Annotated in this window: 30 protein-coding genes; 28 read left to right on the top strand and 2 right to left on the bottom strand. The window is 62.9% G+C overall.

Translation table 11 applies throughout. The annotated features are described in order from the left end of the window. The first annotated feature begins 71 nt into the window (after positions 1-71). From CE453_RS26095 to CE453_RS25960, 28 genes are all read left to right on the top strand, one after another. A complete protein-coding gene (locus CE453_RS26095) occupies positions 72-299 on the top strand; it encodes a DUF7940 domain-containing protein (RefSeq protein ID WP_089177242.1) in 228 nt (75 codons plus the stop codon). Then, entirely contained in the window at positions 292-795 is a 504-nt protein-coding gene (locus CE453_RS26090; protein ID WP_089177241.1) for a lysozyme, read from the top strand. Before CE453_RS26095 ends, CE453_RS26090 begins: the two co-directional genes overlap by 8 nt. Beyond that, positions 795-1166: a hypothetical protein gene (locus tag CE453_RS26085; RefSeq protein WP_089177240.1), complete on the top strand. Its 372-nt coding sequence runs from the start codon at positions 795-797 to the stop codon at positions 1164-1166. Before CE453_RS26090 ends, CE453_RS26085 begins: the two co-directional genes overlap by 1 nt. A gap of 201 nt (positions 1167-1367) precedes the next feature. Continuing rightward, positions 1368-1706, top strand: a complete 339-nt coding sequence (locus CE453_RS26080) for a hypothetical protein (protein ID WP_089177239.1) — start codon at positions 1368-1370, stop codon at positions 1704-1706. Between the two features lie 54 nt (positions 1707-1760). Further along, positions 1761-2441, top strand: coding sequence for a S1 family peptidase (locus tag CE453_RS26075; RefSeq protein ID WP_089177238.1), 681 nt, complete (start codon positions 1761-1763; stop codon positions 2439-2441). A gap of 48 nt (positions 2442-2489) precedes the next feature. Beyond that, entirely contained in the window at positions 2490-2711 is a 222-nt protein-coding gene (locus CE453_RS26070; RefSeq protein ID WP_089177237.1) for a hypothetical protein, read from the top strand. Beyond that, positions 2708-2965, top strand: coding sequence for a hypothetical protein (locus CE453_RS26065; protein ID WP_157733199.1), 258 nt, complete (start codon positions 2708-2710; stop codon positions 2963-2965). The genes CE453_RS26070 and CE453_RS26065 overlap by 4 nt, the downstream gene beginning before the upstream one ends. Continuing rightward, positions 2962-4206, top strand: coding sequence for a helix-turn-helix domain-containing protein (locus tag CE453_RS26060; RefSeq protein ID WP_157733198.1), 1245 nt, complete (start codon positions 2962-2964; stop codon positions 4204-4206). The genes CE453_RS26065 and CE453_RS26060 overlap by 4 nt, the downstream gene beginning before the upstream one ends. Continuing rightward, the gene (locus CE453_RS26055; protein WP_089177235.1) at positions 4206-4424 is read left to right on the top strand and encodes a hypothetical protein; all 219 of its coding nucleotides are present in this window, start codon (positions 4206-4208) and stop codon (positions 4422-4424) included. Before CE453_RS26060 ends, CE453_RS26055 begins: the two co-directional genes overlap by 1 nt. Next, positions 4421-4621: a hypothetical protein gene (locus CE453_RS26050; RefSeq protein ID WP_089177234.1), complete on the top strand. Its 201-nt coding sequence runs from the start codon at positions 4421-4423 to the stop codon at positions 4619-4621. Before CE453_RS26055 ends, CE453_RS26050 begins: the two co-directional genes overlap by 4 nt. Beyond that, complete coding sequence (locus CE453_RS29020; RefSeq protein ID WP_198302215.1) at positions 4618-5040, top strand: hypothetical protein; 423 nt, start codon at positions 4618-4620, stop codon at positions 5038-5040. Before CE453_RS26050 ends, CE453_RS29020 begins: the two co-directional genes overlap by 4 nt. A gap of 91 nt (positions 5041-5131) precedes the next feature. Then, positions 5132-5377: a hypothetical protein gene (locus CE453_RS26040; RefSeq protein ID WP_089177233.1), complete on the top strand. Its 246-nt coding sequence runs from the start codon at positions 5132-5134 to the stop codon at positions 5375-5377. A gap of 9 nt (positions 5378-5386) precedes the next feature. Beyond that, on the top strand, positions 5387-5821 hold the full coding sequence (locus CE453_RS26035; protein ID WP_089177232.1) for a MotA/TolQ/ExbB proton channel family protein: 435 nt from the start codon (positions 5387-5389) through the stop codon (positions 5819-5821). Further along, on the top strand, positions 5805-6353 hold the full coding sequence (locus tag CE453_RS26030) for a hypothetical protein (protein ID WP_089177231.1): 549 nt from the start codon (positions 5805-5807) through the stop codon (positions 6351-6353). Before CE453_RS26035 ends, CE453_RS26030 begins: the two co-directional genes overlap by 17 nt. After that, positions 6350-7051: a hypothetical protein gene (locus CE453_RS26025; RefSeq protein WP_089177230.1), complete on the top strand. Its 702-nt coding sequence runs from the start codon at positions 6350-6352 to the stop codon at positions 7049-7051. Before CE453_RS26030 ends, CE453_RS26025 begins: the two co-directional genes overlap by 4 nt. Further along, the gene (locus CE453_RS26020) at positions 7035-7439 is read left to right on the top strand and encodes a nucleoside 2-deoxyribosyltransferase (protein ID WP_089177229.1); all 405 of its coding nucleotides are present in this window, start codon (positions 7035-7037) and stop codon (positions 7437-7439) included. Before CE453_RS26025 ends, CE453_RS26020 begins: the two co-directional genes overlap by 17 nt. Continuing rightward, positions 7439-7981: a VUT family protein gene (locus CE453_RS26015; protein WP_089177228.1), complete on the top strand. Its 543-nt coding sequence runs from the start codon at positions 7439-7441 to the stop codon at positions 7979-7981. The genes CE453_RS26020 and CE453_RS26015 overlap by 1 nt, the downstream gene beginning before the upstream one ends. Continuing rightward, positions 7975-8394, top strand: a complete 420-nt coding sequence (locus tag CE453_RS26010) for a hypothetical protein (RefSeq protein WP_089177227.1) — start codon at positions 7975-7977, stop codon at positions 8392-8394. The genes CE453_RS26015 and CE453_RS26010 overlap by 7 nt, the downstream gene beginning before the upstream one ends. Positions 8395-8608: 214 nt before the next feature. Next, positions 8609-8824: a hypothetical protein gene (locus CE453_RS26000; protein WP_089177225.1), complete on the top strand. Its 216-nt coding sequence runs from the start codon at positions 8609-8611 to the stop codon at positions 8822-8824. 5 nt (positions 8825-8829) lie between these two features. Beyond that, entirely contained in the window at positions 8830-9090 is a 261-nt protein-coding gene (locus CE453_RS25995; protein WP_089177224.1) for a hypothetical protein, read from the top strand. Then, positions 9087-9296, top strand: coding sequence for a hypothetical protein (locus tag CE453_RS25990; protein ID WP_089177223.1), 210 nt, complete (start codon positions 9087-9089; stop codon positions 9294-9296). Before CE453_RS25995 ends, CE453_RS25990 begins: the two co-directional genes overlap by 4 nt. Before the next feature lie 127 nt (positions 9297-9423). After that, entirely contained in the window at positions 9424-9657 is a 234-nt protein-coding gene (locus CE453_RS25985; RefSeq protein WP_089177222.1) for a hypothetical protein, read from the top strand. A gap of 91 nt (positions 9658-9748) precedes the next feature. After that, positions 9749-9913 (top strand): hypothetical protein, encoded by a 165-nt coding sequence (locus CE453_RS28815; protein WP_157733197.1) that lies wholly within the window; start codon positions 9749-9751, stop codon positions 9911-9913. Continuing rightward, positions 9913-10119, top strand: a complete 207-nt coding sequence (locus CE453_RS25980; protein ID WP_089177221.1) for a hypothetical protein — start codon at positions 9913-9915, stop codon at positions 10117-10119. Before CE453_RS28815 ends, CE453_RS25980 begins: the two co-directional genes overlap by 1 nt. Before the next feature lie 69 nt (positions 10120-10188). Beyond that, entirely contained in the window at positions 10189-10389 is a 201-nt protein-coding gene (locus tag CE453_RS25975; protein WP_089177220.1) for a hypothetical protein, read from the top strand. Next, positions 10386-10577, top strand: a complete 192-nt coding sequence (locus CE453_RS25970) for a hypothetical protein (protein ID WP_089177219.1) — start codon at positions 10386-10388, stop codon at positions 10575-10577. Before CE453_RS25975 ends, CE453_RS25970 begins: the two co-directional genes overlap by 4 nt. After that, on the top strand, positions 10574-11080 hold the full coding sequence (locus CE453_RS25965) for a hypothetical protein (RefSeq protein ID WP_089177218.1): 507 nt from the start codon (positions 10574-10576) through the stop codon (positions 11078-11080). The genes CE453_RS25970 and CE453_RS25965 overlap by 4 nt, the downstream gene beginning before the upstream one ends. A 347-nt stretch (positions 11081-11427) precedes the next feature. Then, entirely contained in the window at positions 11428-13593 is a 2166-nt protein-coding gene (locus CE453_RS25960; protein ID WP_248307888.1) for a transglycosylase domain-containing protein, read from the top strand. 3 nt (positions 13594-13596) lie between these two features. Here CE453_RS25960 and CE453_RS25955 read toward each other — a convergent pair whose 3' ends face one another. Together CE453_RS25955 and CE453_RS25950 are read right to left on the bottom strand one after the other, a co-directional pair. Continuing rightward, a complete protein-coding gene (locus CE453_RS25955) occupies positions 13597-14793 on the bottom strand; it encodes a multidrug effflux MFS transporter (protein ID WP_089177217.1) in 1197 nt (398 codons plus the stop codon). Positions 14794-14854: 61 nt separating this feature from the next. Beyond that, the gene (locus tag CE453_RS25950) at positions 14855-15499 is read right to left on the bottom strand and encodes a glutathione S-transferase family protein (protein ID WP_089178152.1); all 645 of its coding nucleotides are present in this window, start codon (positions 15497-15499) and stop codon (positions 14855-14857) included. Positions 15500-15523 lie beyond the last annotated feature (24 nt).

Here is a 15523-nt window from a genome sequence, read left to right as displayed (position 1 = left end):
CTTTTTTGCCTGGTCCTTCAGCAAATCAGAGCCACCGCGCGCACCAACGGCTCACTTTTTTCTAGGAACACATGACCCGCGTCCATAACTGGCGCGAGGTGCTGCGCTATGCGTGGAGCATAAAGCTCAACGTGGCGGCTGCAGTCCTCGGCGCCATTGAATTCATATTGCCGATGTTTTTCGACAGCCCGCCATTCCACCGCGGGCTTTTTGCTGCGCTGGCGGCCCTTGTGTCGCTTGGTGCGACCATCGCCAGGTTGCTGGCCCAGCCCGAACTTTCAGGAAAATTGGATGAGTAAGAGAGCGAAGGCCGCGCTAGCTGGCGCGGTCGGAGCGGTCGCGCTCGCGACGACGGCGTTGATCCAGCCATGGGAGGGGCTTGTCCTAAAGAGCCACTGGGATCGGTACGCGAAAATCTGGGACATTTGCTACGGCGAGACCAAGGGCGTCACGGCGGGCATGGTCAAAACGAAAGCGGAGTGTGACGCGATGCTTGATAAGCGCGTCATGCAGGATTTCTACATTCCGCTGACTAGATGCATCGCTAGGTTCGAAGACAAGCCCTTAAGTTGGCAGGCCGCCGCAGTGTCGCTGTCCTACAATGTCGGTGTCGGTGAGGTTTGCAATTCCACTGCGGCGCGCCTGGCTCGAGAGGGCCGTTACAAAGAGAGCTGCCAGGCCATGACACGGTTTAACCGAGCCGGTGGTGAGGTTGTCGGAGGCCTCGTCAAGCGCCGCACGAACGGCGACGCGACCCGTATCGGCGAGCAGGAACTGTGTGAGGCTGGGCTTTGATGTTCGGACTGACACTGAGCAAGCCGGCGTTCTATGCGCTAGTCGTCGCCGCCGTCCTAGCGCTTGCAGGACTAGGCTTCTGGCGCGGGATGGCAGCGATCGACAATGCGCGAGAGGCCGCCGTCGCATCTGCAATCGAAACCCGCGATTCCTATTGGCGCGAGCAAATCGCCACAAGCAACGCTGCTGCAGAAAAAGAGCGCGCCACAATCGCAGAGCGAGTCATTGACGCCGAAGCGGCACGGGGCGCCGCAGACGCAGCCGCAGCTGACGCATATGAAAAACTGAGGAACAAGAATGAAGCGTTGCCTGATGGCGATGGTTGCGGCGTTAGCGCTGAGCGCGGCGGGCTGCTCGACGAGATCCGATAAGCCGGTGATTAGGACTGAATTAGTCGTGCCGAAGTTGTCGGATGAGATGCGCAAGGAGTGCAGCGGCCCAGTTTCGATTCCAAAGCGTCGCTTGACAGAGAAGGACGTCGTCAACCTTTGGGGCTCGGATAGACGCGAACTCGTCTCATGCCGGGCGCGGCATAAAGCAGTTGTTGGCGTCATTGGCCTTCCGGTGCCTCGATGAGCGGTCCGGAGCTTATGGCCGTAGTCGGCTTTGCCTTGACAGTGCTTGGCGCCTTGTGGGGCGTTTGGTGGAAGATAGACGGGGCAATTCAACGCGCGAAGCAGGACGCCATGCAGGCGGCCGTACTGGCATCGACAAAGGTTGACGTCCTTGCGGACTCCTTGGCCGCCCACAAACTCCATGTTGCGGAAGTTTACGTGTCAAAGGCTGGGCTGCGAGAGCAGACTGAGCAGATTATGGCGGCTATCAAGGGAATTTCCGACACGCTCGCGCACGTGACCGAACGGCTGGATCGGGTGATCGAGGGGCGGGCGCCACGGCGCACGAGTACTTGACTTTTGACGTCAAACATCGCTATAACGGAGTCGTCTTAACCAAGGGCGACTCCCATGCGCAAGCTTCTGATGTCTACGGCCTTGTGTGCTGTCCTGGCTTCCTGCGCTGCGGGGTCCCCGGCTCTGGTAGCCGCCGACCAGCCGCCCGCCATTGAATATGCTGCCCTTGCCGACGTTCCCGCGGTAAAGCTGGCGGGCGCGACGGTGCTGCTCCGCACAGGCGGAGGGCACGGAAGCGGGGCATATATCGGAGACGGCTATATCGTCACGGCGGCGCATGTGGTTGCTGGCGGCGCGGCCGTAACCGTCAAGTCGGATGACGACAAGGAGCGCGCGGCGCGCGTGCTTTGGATTAACGCTGACTTCGACGTCGCTCTTCTGCGCATCAAAGACGAGATGGGCATTTCCGTTGCAAGCCTTGGCTGCCGCGAGCCCGCAGTCGGCGAGAATGTGTCGCTGGCTGGGAACCCAGCCAGCCTTGAATTCATCACGACATACGGACGAATCGCAGGCAAGGCCCGAAAGGTCGGCGGTCTGGAAAGCGTCATGGTGGTTGACGCCACAGTTGCGCCTGGGATGAGCGGCGGCCCGGTGTTTGACGCCGATGGTCGCGTCGTCGGCCTTGTGTCTGCGCTTATGCAGCTTCCGACCGCGATGGGTGGCGTCAGCTACCTTCCGGTTTCTTTCATCGTGCCGGGCAGCACCGTTTGCATGCTGCTGGCTCGTGTTGATTAGCCCCGTGGCCGTGAGGCTGCGGGGCTGTTTTTGTTTTTGGAGGGTGGGATGGAACTAGCGGCTGTTATGGGAATTTGGGCTGCGGCCGGCGCGCTCGCATTCTGGTTATTTGTACGCGGCTGGCGTCGCGAGTTTGACGTTACTGCGCAAGATGCCGCGATCTTAGGCTTACTGTCATTGATGGGGCCGATTGCAATCTTGGTTGCGCTTTTGACTTTTCTCCTCACCGCACTTGATGACAGCAAGGTCATCTGGAAGCGCGTGCCGTGACCGCTTCCGAAATACCGGCTGACGTTTGGATGGCGGCGCAGCGGGCGATCGATGATTGGCAGAATCCAGCCTCCGTGCCAATTCCCCTGATCGACGCCATCGCCAGCGCCGTCCTCGCAGAGCGTCGGCGCTGTGTTGATTACGTCATGCGGCGCGCAGGGGCAGTCGCCAATCGCCAAGAAATCGCAGCGGCGCTTGAGCGGGGCGATGTCTGCGACGTGTTCGGCAAAATCACTCGAGGAAACGACATTTGACCTTTACCGACGAAGAACTTGTGCGAACTGTCGCTGCTTACGAAGTCAACGAGCGCAATCAGCGCGCGACGGCGCAGCAACTCGATATCGCGCGCAGCACATTGCAGAACCGCCTGCGGCGAGCGGCTGAGCGCGGTCTGATGGGCACTGAGCCTGTACTGCCTGGGTTCGCGATTAAGAGCATCGCCAGCAGGGACGGCGAAGCCTGGATCAAGCAAGTTAAGGAGCACGGTGCGGCGTGGGAGGTTCCCGCGGGCCACCGGGTCAAGGCCGTGTCTGCGCTGGTCGACGCCGAAGGGCGCATTATCCAGCAGTGGCAGAAGACGGGTGAAGAGCGCGACCCGGTTGACCTTGTCGAGACGTTGAAGGCCGCGTTCGTAGGCTACGAGCCCCGGTCGCCGATCTCGCCGCCTCCTGCGCACGTAGACGATGACCTGCTCAACCTTGTGCCGTGCAACGATTGGCATGTGCGCATGTTCTCCTGGCATCGCGAGACGGGCCGGGATTGGGATCTGAAAATCGCCGAGCGCGAAATCGGCGACGGCATTGAGGACGCTATCGCCCGCTCGCCGCGCGCCGGCGTGGCTGTGGTTCTTGGCGGCGGCGACCTGCTTCATGCTGACAACAACCGCAACGAGACGGAGCGTTCGCACAATAAGCTGGACGTAGACGGTCGCCACCAGAAGGGCATGGAAGTTGCCGGGCGCCTCATGGCGCGCACGGTTGACGCCGCCCTGCGCCACAACGGCCGGGTCATTGTCCGCAATCTGAAGGGCAATCACGACCGCGAGACGGCGCCGGTTATCGCTTGGTATCTGTCAGCTTGGTATCGCGACGACCCGCGCGTGACCGTCGACTTGGACCAGTCCAAATTCTTCTACCACCAGCACGGCTCGGTGATGCTTGCCGCGACGCACGGCGACGAAACCAAGCTCAAGGACATGCCGCAGGTCATGGCGGCCCGCCAGCCAGTAATGTGGGGCGCGACGCGATACCGATACGCGCATGGCTTCCACGTCCACCATAAGTCGGGGTTTGTGACTGAAGGCGGCGGCGTGGTGTGCGAGTCTCATCAGGCGCCTATTGTTCAGGACGAGTGGCACTTCGGCGCAGGTTTCACGTCCGGCCGGTCTCTCCAGACGATCACCTACCACAAGGGCATGGGCGAAGTCGGTCGCGTGCGCGTCGTGATGCCAGACGCCGCCAACGACAACCACAAGCAGGAAAGGAAGGCGGCGTGATGTGGTGGCGCAAGCAGAAGTATCCGTATCGCGTCGTCGTTCATCTGGATGGACGACATCCGTACCTTGAAAGTCACGACCTCGACTATCCGTCGCGCGACGTGACGCTGACCGTACCCGCGACAGGCTGGGACGACGCCGCCAAGCAAGCGCTTGCCTGCTCTAGCGGCCTCAATTCTTGGCGCCGCTGGGTCGTTTCCATGGAGCGCGCCCCATGATCTTCTCCATCCGCAACCGCTATCTGCGCGGGCTGGCAGTGTGGGGTTTGGTGGTCCTTGCGGTCCTAGCCTTCCCCTTCATCGTCCTCGCCGGCGGCATCGTCGATGCCTGGAACAACGTCGCCTTTGAATGGCGGCGCTGCCATCCCGAACGCCGAGCCGCGTGGCGCCTTATGACTTTCAGGAGCGTGGAATGACCGACTGGATTGAATGGAACGGCGGCGAGTGCCCGGTGGAGGACAACTACAGGCGGGTGTCGGTGCGGTTTCGTGACGACCATGATGACCCGGCTGAAACTTGGACAGCTGCGGCGGGTACGTGGGACTGGGAGCACCACTACGGCGGCGGAGACATCGTCGCCTACCGCCTAGTTGATGCGCCGGGCGCATCAACGGGCAGCGCCCTCTCTCAGCAGGTCGGCGGCAATCACTACAAGGGCGCCGCGATTCAGCCCGTCGAATTCTGCGTCAAGAACAAGATGGAGTCGCTGGAATCCAACATCGTCAAGCGCGCCTTCCGGCACGACAAGCCGACGGGCAAAGGCAGGGAGGACGTGGAGAAGATCATCCACGAGGCGCAGTTGCTGCTGGAGCTGAAGTACGGGGTGGCGGCGTGATGCGGGCGGTGATTTGGCTGACGCTTATCTGGGTCGGTGTCGCGGTCTGCCAAAAGCTCGACACCCTCATTGCTGTTGTGGGGGCGAAGTGATGGCGGGTTGGATTGAGATCATCAACCACCCGTCGCTGGTTACTGCGACTAGCGCAGTAACGCCGGACCGCTACCCGCCGCCCGCCGAAGCCGAGCTAGTCACGCTATGGAAGCGCGGCGGCCGGGTCGTGATGTCCATCACCGCAGACGGCAAAACCCAAGACTTCTACATGCCGCCACAACGGCTGGTCTACCTGCTTCGCGAGGTGGCTGAGCAGCTGGCGGAAAACACTCTCATTCAATAGGAGGCGCCCATGCCTGCCCACATTGCCCGCTGGTGGCTGTGGACCTGCCTTACCGCCGTCGGCGCTTCTGTGGCGCTTATGTTGGGCTACGGCGCGGTGCTGTGGCGGCAAGACGCGACTGGGTTGGCTCTGGCCGTTGTCGCCCTCTACGCAGCCTGTACGGCGTGGCTGGGCTGGAAGGTTCGCGCCGGCGATAGCGATTACGAGTTCACTTGGTACATGGCTGACACCATGGAGCGCATTGGACTCCTCGGGACATTTATCGGCCTCGCCGTGGCGTTCAATTCCTTGAGCGGCCTGGATCCGTCATCGCCTGCATTCAAAACCGCCATCCTTCACGGCGTTCTCACCAAGCTTCACTGCTCCCTCGTCGGGTTGGCGTGCGCAATCGCGCTCAAGACGCAGATCAAGATTTTGGAGGTGGGTGATGAGGCGAGCGCGTGAGGGTCTGTCGCCGGCCTTTCTCGATATGGCGATGACGGTCGTTTGTGTCCTGCTGGCCATGATGCTGATTTCCGTCTTCGGCGACCCCAAACCAGCGGCCGGCGTCCTGACGCCGAAGGCCGAGTTCTTGGTGGAGATGACGTGGGACGACGGGAGCGCCAGCGACGTCGACCTGTACGCCAAGGGGCCGGACGGAAAGATCGTGTTCTTCGGCAGTCGCAAGACGGAAGTCATGTTCCTCGACACCGACAATACGGGCACGGGCAACGGGGCGATAAACGACCGACGCGAGGTCGTGACGGTGCGGGCGGTAGCGCCCGGCACCTACACGTTCAACGTGCACGCCTATCGGCTCGCGTCCCCGGTAACCGTCCGCATGCGCGTGCTGAAGCTGAACCCCTATTCCGTCATCAAAGAGTCCGCCGTCACCTTCGACACGCAGGGCCAGGAGCGGACGCTGGCGGCGATGAATGTGCGGGCCGATGGTAGTGCGGAAGTGTTTGAACAGCAAACTAGGATGGTGGGGAAGTGACAATTCACTACCACGGCACACCGCTTACGCCGCGCATCGACCTTATGAAGATGGCCGGCAAGCACTTCTGCGTGTCGTTCGCCAATCCGGGCGATGCTGAGTGGTGCTTGCAGCATGGCCAGTCTGTTATGTGGGACAATGGCGCCTTTACGTTCTTTCGCGGTGGCAAGGAGCCGGATTGGGCGCGCTTCTTCTCGTGGCTTGAAAGCCGGCTCGGACACCCCCACTGGGCGGTCGTTCCGGACGTTATCGACGGCACGGCTGAGCAGCAGCGCGATCTGGTCAAGCAGTGGCCGTTCCCCAAGCACCTCGGCGCGCCTGTTTGGCATATGGGGCTTGAGTTCGACTACCTGCTTGAACTTGCCGATGCTTGGCCGCGCATCTGCTTCGGCTCGTCCGGAGCCTATTGGCAGGTTGGCTCGCCGGCGTGGGAACGGCGCGCTGACGAGGCGTTCAATCATCTCGAGCGGCGTGGCTTGCGTCCTTGGGTTCACATGCTGCGCGGACTGGCGATGTGCGGCGATCGATGGCCGTTTGCCAGTGCCGACAGCGTAAACGTCGCGCGAAACTTCAAAGACACCTCATCCTGTCCAGAGCGCATGGCGCGCCGAATAGATGCCGTGCAGTGCCCAGTGAAATGGAGCCTGCGCGCCTCAAATGACAACGAGGGAGACCTGTTCAATGCAATCGCTGGGTAAGAAAGTCTACCTTTGCGGCCCCATCAATGGCTGCACAGACGAAGAAGCAAAAGACTGGCGGGACTATTGCGCCAAAAAGCTGGACGGAATTTGCTTCGACCCTATGGTGCGCGACTATCGTGGGCGCGAACTTGAGCCTGGCATTGCATCTGAAATCGTTGAGAACGACAAATCAGACATCCTGCAGTGCGATTCGTTGCTCGTCTACTATGAAAAGCCGTCAGTCGGCACGTCGATGGAGGTGCTGTTTGCATATGACAATGGCATCCCCGCCATTGTGGTCGACAAAAGCGGTAAGCCGCTGAGCCCGTGGCTCGTGTATCATAGTTCGGCAGTGTTCTCTTCGTTGGATGCTGCGGTCTCGTTTCTGAACGAGAGGACCGCGTGATGTTGCGTCGGATGCTTCCGTTCCTGCTGTTCGCCGCCACGATACCCGCTGCCAACTGGCTCATTGGCAACGTCGGTTCGGTGTGTGTGCCTAGCGGGCCATGCCTGATCCCTGTTGGCTTCGGCCTCATGGCGCCAAGCGGCGTGTTGCTCGTCGGGCTTGCTCTTGTTCTTCGGGACTGGATCAACGAGAGGCACGGCGCGACGGGGGTGTTCGCGGCCTTGGGCGTCGGCGCTGTCCTTTCGGCGCTGTTTGCGCCACCCACTCTTTTGCTGGCGTCCGTCGCCGCGTTCGTGTTGGCCGAGTTGGCGGACTATGGCGTGTATCAGCCTCTCCGCAAGCGGGGCCTAGCCCTCGCGGTGATGGCTAGCGGCGTCGTCGGGGCCTTAGTTGATAGCGCCGTCTTTCTTCTGATCGCGTTTGGCTCGCTAGATTACATGGGTGGGCAGTTCGTCGGGAAAATGTGGGCAAGCGCAATTGCGGCCGTCGCTCTGCACACCTGGCTTGTGGCACGCCGCAATCAGGAGCCCCGCCCATGCTAGCCCTAACCGTAGCCGCCACGCTGGCCGTTCTGGCGCCGCTGGCGTGGTTGTTGGTGGAGACGTCGCGGCGTAGGTGGCTCTTTGTTGCCGTGCCGGTGCTGGTCGCCTTGCCGCTTGCCTTCTACGCCTACGGCTCGAGCCTGTTGGGTTATGCTGTGCAGACAGCACCGGCGGGTGAGTTCGATGTGGTCCACGCCAGCGTCGATCAAGACAACGTGCTCTTGTTGGTGCGGACACCAACCGGGACACGGCTGCACACTATTCCAGCCACAGAGAAAGCCCGTAAAGCCGCCGGCGAGGCGCAGGCCAATCTGGAGAAGGGCTTGCCGGTTCGCGGTAGGGGCGGATCCGACAACAACGACGGCGAGCTTGTCTTCTATGTGCTGCCGCCGACCGCGGCTCCGAAGGGGTGAGGGTGATGGGCAATATCGTCTGCACATATGACGACTGTGGGTTTCTTAGCATGGAGGCCGGGTCAGAGTGGGTGCACATCTACAAAGAGGGAGAGTGCCGCGTCAGATTTGGCGACCGACCGCTGGATATTCCGCCGCCTGTGATGATGCGTGAAATCAAGCCGTATCGAGCCGTTCTAGAGGAAGTGCAGCGGAAATTGGAGCTAGAGCGGGAATGACCGACATCATCGACAAGATGAACCGAGCTGGCGAGATTGCTGGCGAGGCGGATGGAAATTGGAATCGCCGCTATGTCGCCGCGCTCAACTCTCTGGGGCTCTATCTATCGTGGTGGCCCGAAGGCGAGCAGCCAGACGGGTTGATGATGGCGCCCATCCCGCATTCCGAAGGCTGGCAGTACCAGTACCCTTCGTATGTGACGACGGAGTAGGGGTGATGAGCGTCTATAAGATGGGCTTCTACGAACTGCGCACAGTGTCGCGTGACGGAGCACCATACTATCTCGTTGTTGCCCACACGATCGGCAATCGCGAGGTGTTAGTTCCGTCCCCGCTGGCGGGGTATCGGATGCGCGCCATGGAGTTGCACCCTGACGAGGTTGTGCTTCACGAAGGCTGCGACCTTGCAGCGGCTCAGGCGTTTTATGACGACTGCTGGTCGAAGGTCGACAACAAGCGACCGGAGACCAGCCTATGACCATCACCATCTACAACGAGGCCGGCGAGGTCGTCACGGATCCGCAGGAGCAGGCGCGCCGGCTGCAGGCGGAGTTCGGGCCAGGCGAGGTGCGAATATTCGACAACACCGGCACGCTGCTGGCCGAACGCAAGAGCGGGCCGGTTCTGCCGCCGCCAACGTTCATGCAGTGGCTTGCCGCCAAGTTTATGCGCGTATGCGCATAAACTGGCGATATACGGACTCGCGCATAACCCCGCCTAGTGCGGGGTTTTTTATTGCGACATTTTTTCGTATGACATGTTGACGTACGACAATATGTCGTCTATGTTCATTTCAAGAACGGAGGACGACATGGGCACGACGCATCGCACCACCATTGACGGCAAGGACTACAAGGTGATCCTCACCAGCATGCCGGACGCCGAGGGCAAAGAACGCGCGATCGTGTGGGTGCGCAGCATCCGCAAGCTCGAAGATGGAAGCGAGGTTGACGCCTTCCTTTCCACTCGCCAATGGAAGGCTGAGAATCGCGCTAAGAGCAGGTTCGCCAAGGAGATCAACGAGCACCTGGCAAAGTTCAAATGAAGGCGCCTTCGGGCGCCTTTTTCTTTGCTACGACATATTGACGTGTACGACGGATTGTCGTATAAACGATTCATCAGCAAGGGAGACGGACATGACCAACGCAGCCGAATTCATCCGCAACACAAAAACCGGCACGGTTGGTCGCGTCATCAGCCGCTACATCAACACCAAGACCAAAAATCTGATGGTTCAGGTTCGTCCGGTGTCGCAGTTGAAGGACGCCTACTGGCTGGTCGGCAACACGGAGGAGGTGTGATGGCGGAGGCCAAGCTTTACCGCTTCCCTGTTGAGCGGATGGCCGACAACCGGATTCAGGGCCTGCTCCGCGAGATTGCAGAGGCGATACAGGAAGAGGGCGACGCTGAGCGTCTGCGCGCCTTCGGGCAGTCGCTTGGCCTGCTGGCTGGGCGCGCTCGCTCGCAAGCTTTCGAACTCTCCGACGATCCGAAAAAGAAGTGGTAGGGCGCCCAAGTTTTCCGCTTGCTTGATACGACAAATTGTCGTATCAAGGGCTTATTGAAGGAGACGGACATGAGCCGCACGACGCGCGATTACATCATTGAATATGAGTTCACGTCGACCAAGGCGCAGGGCGACAACTACACCCGCCGCCTCGTCGTCAAGACGAGCGATGTGCGCGCCGCTCTTGCGGCAGCGCGCATCGAAGGGTTCTCAGCCTTCGGCGCGGCCTTCAACGACAATTGCATTGATTGGCGGGTGGTGCGCTCATGACCCCAGAAGCCTACCGGGCCGCCTTGCAGCGGCTCGGCTACAATCAGACGACGATTGCGCCGCTGCTGGGCGTCACACAGCGAACAAGCCAGCGCTATGCCGCCGACGGGGCGCCGGAGTACATGGCCCGCCTGCTGGCTTACATAGAACGTTACGGCGTGGATCTAGCGAAGGAGATGGGGAAGTGACGAACATCAACAGCGAAGGCATGGTCGACGTCAGTGTGGAATTGGCTACACCCGACGGCGACCTTCTCATTGAATGGATCGCCTGCCTGCAGTCTGCTCTAGACGCTGTTCCTCCGGAGGCGCGCGCGACTGCAAAGCTCGATATCATGGCATACGACTGGGAGGGCGTGTACGCTTCCTACCGCCGCGAACCGACACAAGACGAGCTTGACGCCGTGGCTGCTAAGTTCCGAGACGCCAAGTCGCTGGCTGATGCGTCGACACCGGCAGAAATCGATGAGTGGGTTAGGGCGCTGCGCCTGAAAACAGGATCGGCTAGAGCGGAAGCCTACGACGCAGTTCGCGCCGGTGCGGCGCCTATAGGCCTGCATCCCGCGCACCCTACGAACAAGAGGCCAGCCCGCGCGCCCTGGCGGGCTGCCGTGAGGATGGATATCGATGCGCAGGACGAGGCGGACCCCGCAGGCAGGATATCGGCAGCTATCGGAAATCAGAGTTGCTAGGCCCGACCAGTCGGGCCGCCGACTCACCTTGACCGCAAGCAGGACGACCCTGGCCACGGGTTAGGTGGTTGGTTGAGCCCTAAAGAATCCGGCGCCGCGGCTGAACGCAAACGGAACGTGAACAGTAAACTTTCCAGTTTTTTACGAAAACCAATAGGCCGCCAGCCCGTAAAATTCGGACCTGGCGCCAAATTTCGTTTAACGAACCCTTATGCAATTATTGGCTAAGTAACTGATATTGCTAGAGTCCGGTTTACTGGTTTACCGGAACAGCCGGGAAAGCGCCATGTTTGAATCCTGTAGACCTGATCGTTTGCAGGGGCGGGATTTCGGCCGAACGGGACAGGATGAACGACCGGTTTTCACGAGGCGAGCGGCGCGAGCCCTCCTTTGGCGATGAGCGTGGCGAGAGCCGCGATGATGGTGACATGCGTCTTTCTCCCGACGACCGTCCGGTCCGCTTTCAGAAGGCTCCGGCCCGTACCGAGCCTGAGCGGCAGCTGCGCAATCCCCCGCGCCGCGACAAGCGCGCGGGCGGCGGCGGTGGTGGCGGCAAGAAGCGTGGACGGCGTCGGCGGCGCTCGCTCTTCGGCGGCCTGTTCTACTGGACGATGGTGCTCGGCCTCTGGTGCGTGATCGGCGTTGGCGGGGTCGTGGCCTATTACGCCTCGCAACTGCCGCCGATCGACCAGCTCACCGTGCCGCGCCGGCCGCCGAACATCGCGATCCTCGCGGCCGACGGCTCGCTGCTCGCCAATCGCGGCGAGACAGGCGGTCGGACGATCACGCTGGGCGAGGTGCCCCCCTATCTGCCCAAGGCTTTCGTCGCCATCGAGGACAAGCGCTTCTACGACCATTTCGGCGTCGATCCGGTCGGCATCACCCGTGCCGTGGTCAACAATCTGCGCGGTCGCAGCGGCGTGCAGGGTGGCTCGACCCTGACCCAGCAGCTCGCCAAGAACCTCTTTCTGACGCAGGAGCGCACCGCCGCCCGCAAGATCCAGGAGGCGATCCTGGCGCTGTGGCTGGAGCGCACCTACACCAAGGACCAGATCCTCGAACTCTATCTCAATCGCGTCTATTTCGGCTCGGGCGCCTATGGCGTCGAGGCGGCGGCGCAGCGCTACTTCAACAAATCGGCGCGCTCGGTGACGATCGCCGAGGCGGCGATGTTGGCGGGCCTCGTCCAGGCGCCGTCGCGGCTGGCGCCGAACCGCAACCCGGATCTGGCCGAGAAGCGGGCAAAGCTCGTGATCGCCGCGATGGCCGACCAGGGCTTCATCTCGCAGGACGCGGCCAAGACCGCGATGACGGCGCCTGCCGAGGTGCCGGAGCGTACCGGTGCCGGCTCGGTCAATTACGCGGCCGACTACGTCATGGACGTGCTCGACGACTTCATCGGTGCGGTCGACGGCGACGTCACCGTGCTGACGACGATCGACACCAAATTGCAGAGCTCGGCCGAGACCATCCTCGTCGACGCGCTGGCGGCGCAGGGCGCCAAGCTGCACGCCTCCCAAGGGGCGGTCGTCTCGCTGGCGCCGGACGGTGCCATCCGCGCGCTCATCGGCGGTCGCGACTACACCAAGAGTCAGTTCAATCGCGCCACAGCCGCGCGCCGCCAGCCGGGCTCCTCCTTCAAGCCCTTCGTCTATCTGACGGCGATGGAGAAGGGACTGACCCCTGACACGATCCGCGACGACGCGCCGATCTCGATCAAGGGCTGGGAGCCGGAGAACTACTCGCGCTCCTATCGCGGCCCGGTGACGCTGCGCACCGCGATGCAGCATTCGCTCAACACCGTCGCGGCCCGGCTGATCCAGGAGGTCACGCCGCGTGAGGTCGTCCGCACCGCGCAGCGCCTCGGCATCAGCTCGGCGCTTCAGCCCAATCCGTCGCTGGCGCTCGGCACCTCCGAGGTGACGCCGCTCGAGATGACGGCGGCCTACGCCACCTTCGCCAATGGCGGCCAGTCGGTGCTGCCCTATGTCATCCGCGAGGTGAAGGCCACCAACGGCAAGGTCGTCTATGCCCGCAAGGCCAACAGCTTCGGCCCGGTCATCCAGAAGCAGCCGCTGGCGATGATGGATACGATGTTCTACGGCGTCATGAACGGTGGCACCGGCAGCAAGTTCAACATCCCCGGCTGGGAGGTCGGCGGCAAGTCGGGCACGACGCAGGATTACCGCGACGCCTGGTTCGTCGGCTTCACCGCCCGGCTCGTCACTTCGGTCTGGGTCGGCAATGACGACAATTCGCAGATGCGCCGCGTCACCGGCAGCGGCCTGCCCGGCGAGATCTGGGGCAAGTACATGAAGCTCGCCCATGCCGGGGCGCAGCCGATCCCGCTGCCCGGCGGCTTCTGGCAGGGCGCGCCGACGCCGATCGAGGCGCCAGTCGCGCAGGCCGCGCCGCAGCAGCAGGGCGGCCCGATGCCGCTCGGCGGCGATCGCGCCTGGGTGCCGCCACAGCCACAGGAGAAGAACTTCTTCGAGCGTCTGTTCGGCGGCTGATCGTCAGCTCTTGGCCGCGCGGATGCGGCCGGTCAGGTTGAACAGCAGGAAGGCCGCGATGCCGAGCGTCGACATTACCAGCGGCAGGGGCAGCGCGGCGCTCTTCAGCAGCTGGCCGACGACGAGCCCGACGCAGGCCGAAAGCAGCATCTGGCAAAGCCCGCTGAAGGAGGAGGCCGCCCCGGCGCGCTCGGGGAAGGGCATCATGACGGAAGCTTGGGCCTGCGGCATGACGAGGCCGACGCCGCAGGCATAGACCGCCCAGGACAAGACGACTCCGAAAGCTCCGCCGGCGCCGGTGGCGACGCTGCCGAGCATCAGCAGCCCGCCCAAGGCGAGCAGCAGCACGCCGAGCGCGATGACGCCGTCCATGCCGCGCCGGCCGACAAGGCGCTGGGCCAGGATCGTGCCCCCGATATAGCCGAAGACGCCGAAGGCGAAGGAGAAGCCGTACTGCACCGGCGTCAGCCCGTAGACGGCCGTCAGCACGAAGGACGAGCCCGAGATGAAGGCGAAGAGCCCGGCATAGGCCAGCGCCGTCAGGCCTACATAGACCCGGAAGGCGCGGTTCTGCAGCAGCGTACCGTAGCCACGGAAGATTGCCGGCAACGACAGCGGCTGCGGCGAGCGTTGCCGCAGCGTCTCGGGCATCGCGGTGGCAATGAGCGCGGCGAGGCCGAGCGCGAAGGCGAGCGAGGCGATGAAGGTCGAGCGCCAGCCGAAGGCGACCTGCAGCACGCCGCCCATGACGGGGGCTATGGCCGGAACGAGCCCCATGATCGTGCCCATCCGGGCCAGTTCGCGCCCGGCGCGCGCGCCTTCATAGAGGTCGCGGACCATGGCGCGCCCGAGTACGATCGGCCCCGAGGCGCCAAGCGCCTGCAGCGCGCGGGCCGCGGTCAAGGCCTCGATCGAGGGCGCAAAGGCGCAGGCGAGTGTCGCCAGCGCGAACAGGCCCAGCCCCGCGAGCAGGATCGGCCGGCGGCCGAGCCGGTCCGACAGCGGCCCCCAGACGATCTGCCCGGCGGCAAAGCCGAAGAGGAAGGAAGAGAGCGTCGCCTGCGCGCCGGCGACATCCGTTCTCATGACCTGGACGATTTCGGGCAGCGAAGGCAGGTAGAAATCGGTCGAGAGCGGGCCCAGCGCCGTCAGCATGGCGAGGACGGCCGTCATCGCCAGCGTATCGGGACGAAGCTTCATCGGGGGCCTCCGGCAGGCGGCCGGATGGCGGGCCGCGCGTCCCTGCTACGACGTCAGCCGGTCATCCGGCAATGGCAGCGGCCGACGGAGCATCCTGCGTCTCCCCGGAATAATCCGTCGCCTTCATCGACGGGCGCGCGGAGAAGGCTTCGTACCAGAGCGCGAGCTTGGGCCGGCCGGCACGGAAATCCGGCAGCACCCGGAATTCCAACCAGGCAAGCGCCGTCGCCAGCGCGATGTGGCCGAGATGGATAGGGCCGTCGAGCCCGTTCTGCCGCTCGATGACGTCGTAGGATTCGGCCAGCTTGGCGGCCTGCCCCTCGGCCAGCGGCGGATGGCGCAGATGAGCGGGGCGGCGCTCGGTCTCCCAGCGCAACGCGATGCCGGCGTCGCAGAGACCTTGCGCGATGGCATGTAGGCGCAGCGCGTCCCAGCGCGCCGGGCCGTCGGTCGGGATCAGGCGTGGCCCCGCGTGGAGGCCGTCGAGATAGTCGCAGATCACCAGGGAATCGAAGATCGTCCCAGCCTCCGGCGTGATCAGCACCGGCACCTTGCCGAGCGGGTTGACGGCGAAGACGGCATCGTTGCGGTTGGTCGGGCTGGTTTCGTGATGCAGCACCGCGAGTCGCTCTGCGAGCCCGGCTTCGTGGGCAAAGACCACGACCTTGCGGGCATAGGGCGAATGGCTCTGGGAGTAGAGCGGCAGCGGCGCCACGCCCTTCTCCAGAGG

This window comes from Bosea sp. AS-1 (genome assembly GCF_002220095.1).
Taxonomy (GTDB): Bacteria; Pseudomonadota; Alphaproteobacteria; order Rhizobiales; family Beijerinckiaceae; genus Allobosea.
The sequence above is the reverse complement of the archived record's forward strand: the minus strand, read 5'-3'. Positions and strand labels throughout refer to the sequence as shown.

Coding starts and splice junctions, on each gene's coding strand:
- CE453_RS26095 (WP_089177242.1), top strand. CDS start 72: ATGACCCGCGTCCATAACTGGCGCGAGGTGCTGCGCTATGCGTGGAGC.
- CE453_RS26090 (WP_089177241.1), top strand. CDS start 292: ATGAGTAAGAGAGCGAAGGCCGCGCTAGCTGGCGCGGTCGGAGCGGTC.
- CE453_RS26085 (WP_089177240.1), top strand. CDS start 795: ATGTTCGGACTGACACTGAGCAAGCCGGCGTTCTATGCGCTAGTCGTC.
- CE453_RS26080 (WP_089177239.1), top strand. CDS start 1,368: ATGAGCGGTCCGGAGCTTATGGCCGTAGTCGGCTTTGCCTTGACAGTG.
- CE453_RS26075 (WP_089177238.1), top strand. CDS start 1,761: ATGCGCAAGCTTCTGATGTCTACGGCCTTGTGTGCTGTCCTGGCTTCC.
- CE453_RS26070 (WP_089177237.1), top strand. CDS start 2,490: ATGGAACTAGCGGCTGTTATGGGAATTTGGGCTGCGGCCGGCGCGCTC.
- CE453_RS26055 (WP_089177235.1), top strand. CDS start 4,206: ATGTGGTGGCGCAAGCAGAAGTATCCGTATCGCGTCGTCGTTCATCTG.
- CE453_RS26050 (WP_089177234.1), top strand. CDS start 4,421: ATGATCTTCTCCATCCGCAACCGCTATCTGCGCGGGCTGGCAGTGTGG.
- CE453_RS29020 (WP_198302215.1), top strand. CDS start 4,618: ATGACCGACTGGATTGAATGGAACGGCGGCGAGTGCCCGGTGGAGGAC.
- CE453_RS26040 (WP_089177233.1), top strand. CDS start 5,132: ATGGCGGGTTGGATTGAGATCATCAACCACCCGTCGCTGGTTACTGCG.
- CE453_RS26035 (WP_089177232.1), top strand. CDS start 5,387: ATGCCTGCCCACATTGCCCGCTGGTGGCTGTGGACCTGCCTTACCGCC.
- CE453_RS26030 (WP_089177231.1), top strand. CDS start 5,805: ATGAGGCGAGCGCGTGAGGGTCTGTCGCCGGCCTTTCTCGATATGGCG.
- CE453_RS26020 (WP_089177229.1), top strand. CDS start 7,035: ATGCAATCGCTGGGTAAGAAAGTCTACCTTTGCGGCCCCATCAATGGC.
- CE453_RS26015 (WP_089177228.1), top strand. CDS start 7,439: ATGTTGCGTCGGATGCTTCCGTTCCTGCTGTTCGCCGCCACGATACCC.
- CE453_RS26010 (WP_089177227.1), top strand. CDS start 7,975: ATGCTAGCCCTAACCGTAGCCGCCACGCTGGCCGTTCTGGCGCCGCTG.
- CE453_RS26000 (WP_089177225.1), top strand. CDS start 8,609: ATGACCGACATCATCGACAAGATGAACCGAGCTGGCGAGATTGCTGGC.
- CE453_RS25995 (WP_089177224.1), top strand. CDS start 8,830: ATGAGCGTCTATAAGATGGGCTTCTACGAACTGCGCACAGTGTCGCGT.
- CE453_RS25990 (WP_089177223.1), top strand. CDS start 9,087: ATGACCATCACCATCTACAACGAGGCCGGCGAGGTCGTCACGGATCCG.
- CE453_RS25985 (WP_089177222.1), top strand. CDS start 9,424: ATGGGCACGACGCATCGCACCACCATTGACGGCAAGGACTACAAGGTG.
- CE453_RS28815 (WP_157733197.1), top strand. CDS start 9,749: ATGACCAACGCAGCCGAATTCATCCGCAACACAAAAACCGGCACGGTT.
- CE453_RS25980 (WP_089177221.1), top strand. CDS start 9,913: ATGGCGGAGGCCAAGCTTTACCGCTTCCCTGTTGAGCGGATGGCCGAC.
- CE453_RS25975 (WP_089177220.1), top strand. CDS start 10,189: ATGAGCCGCACGACGCGCGATTACATCATTGAATATGAGTTCACGTCG.
- CE453_RS25970 (WP_089177219.1), top strand. CDS start 10,386: ATGACCCCAGAAGCCTACCGGGCCGCCTTGCAGCGGCTCGGCTACAAT.
- CE453_RS25960 (WP_248307888.1), top strand. CDS start 11,428: ATGAACGACCGGTTTTCACGAGGCGAGCGGCGCGAGCCCTCCTTTGGC.
- CE453_RS25955 (WP_089177217.1), bottom strand. CDS start 14,793: ATGAAGCTTCGTCCCGATACGCTGGCGATGACGGCCGTCCTCGCCATG.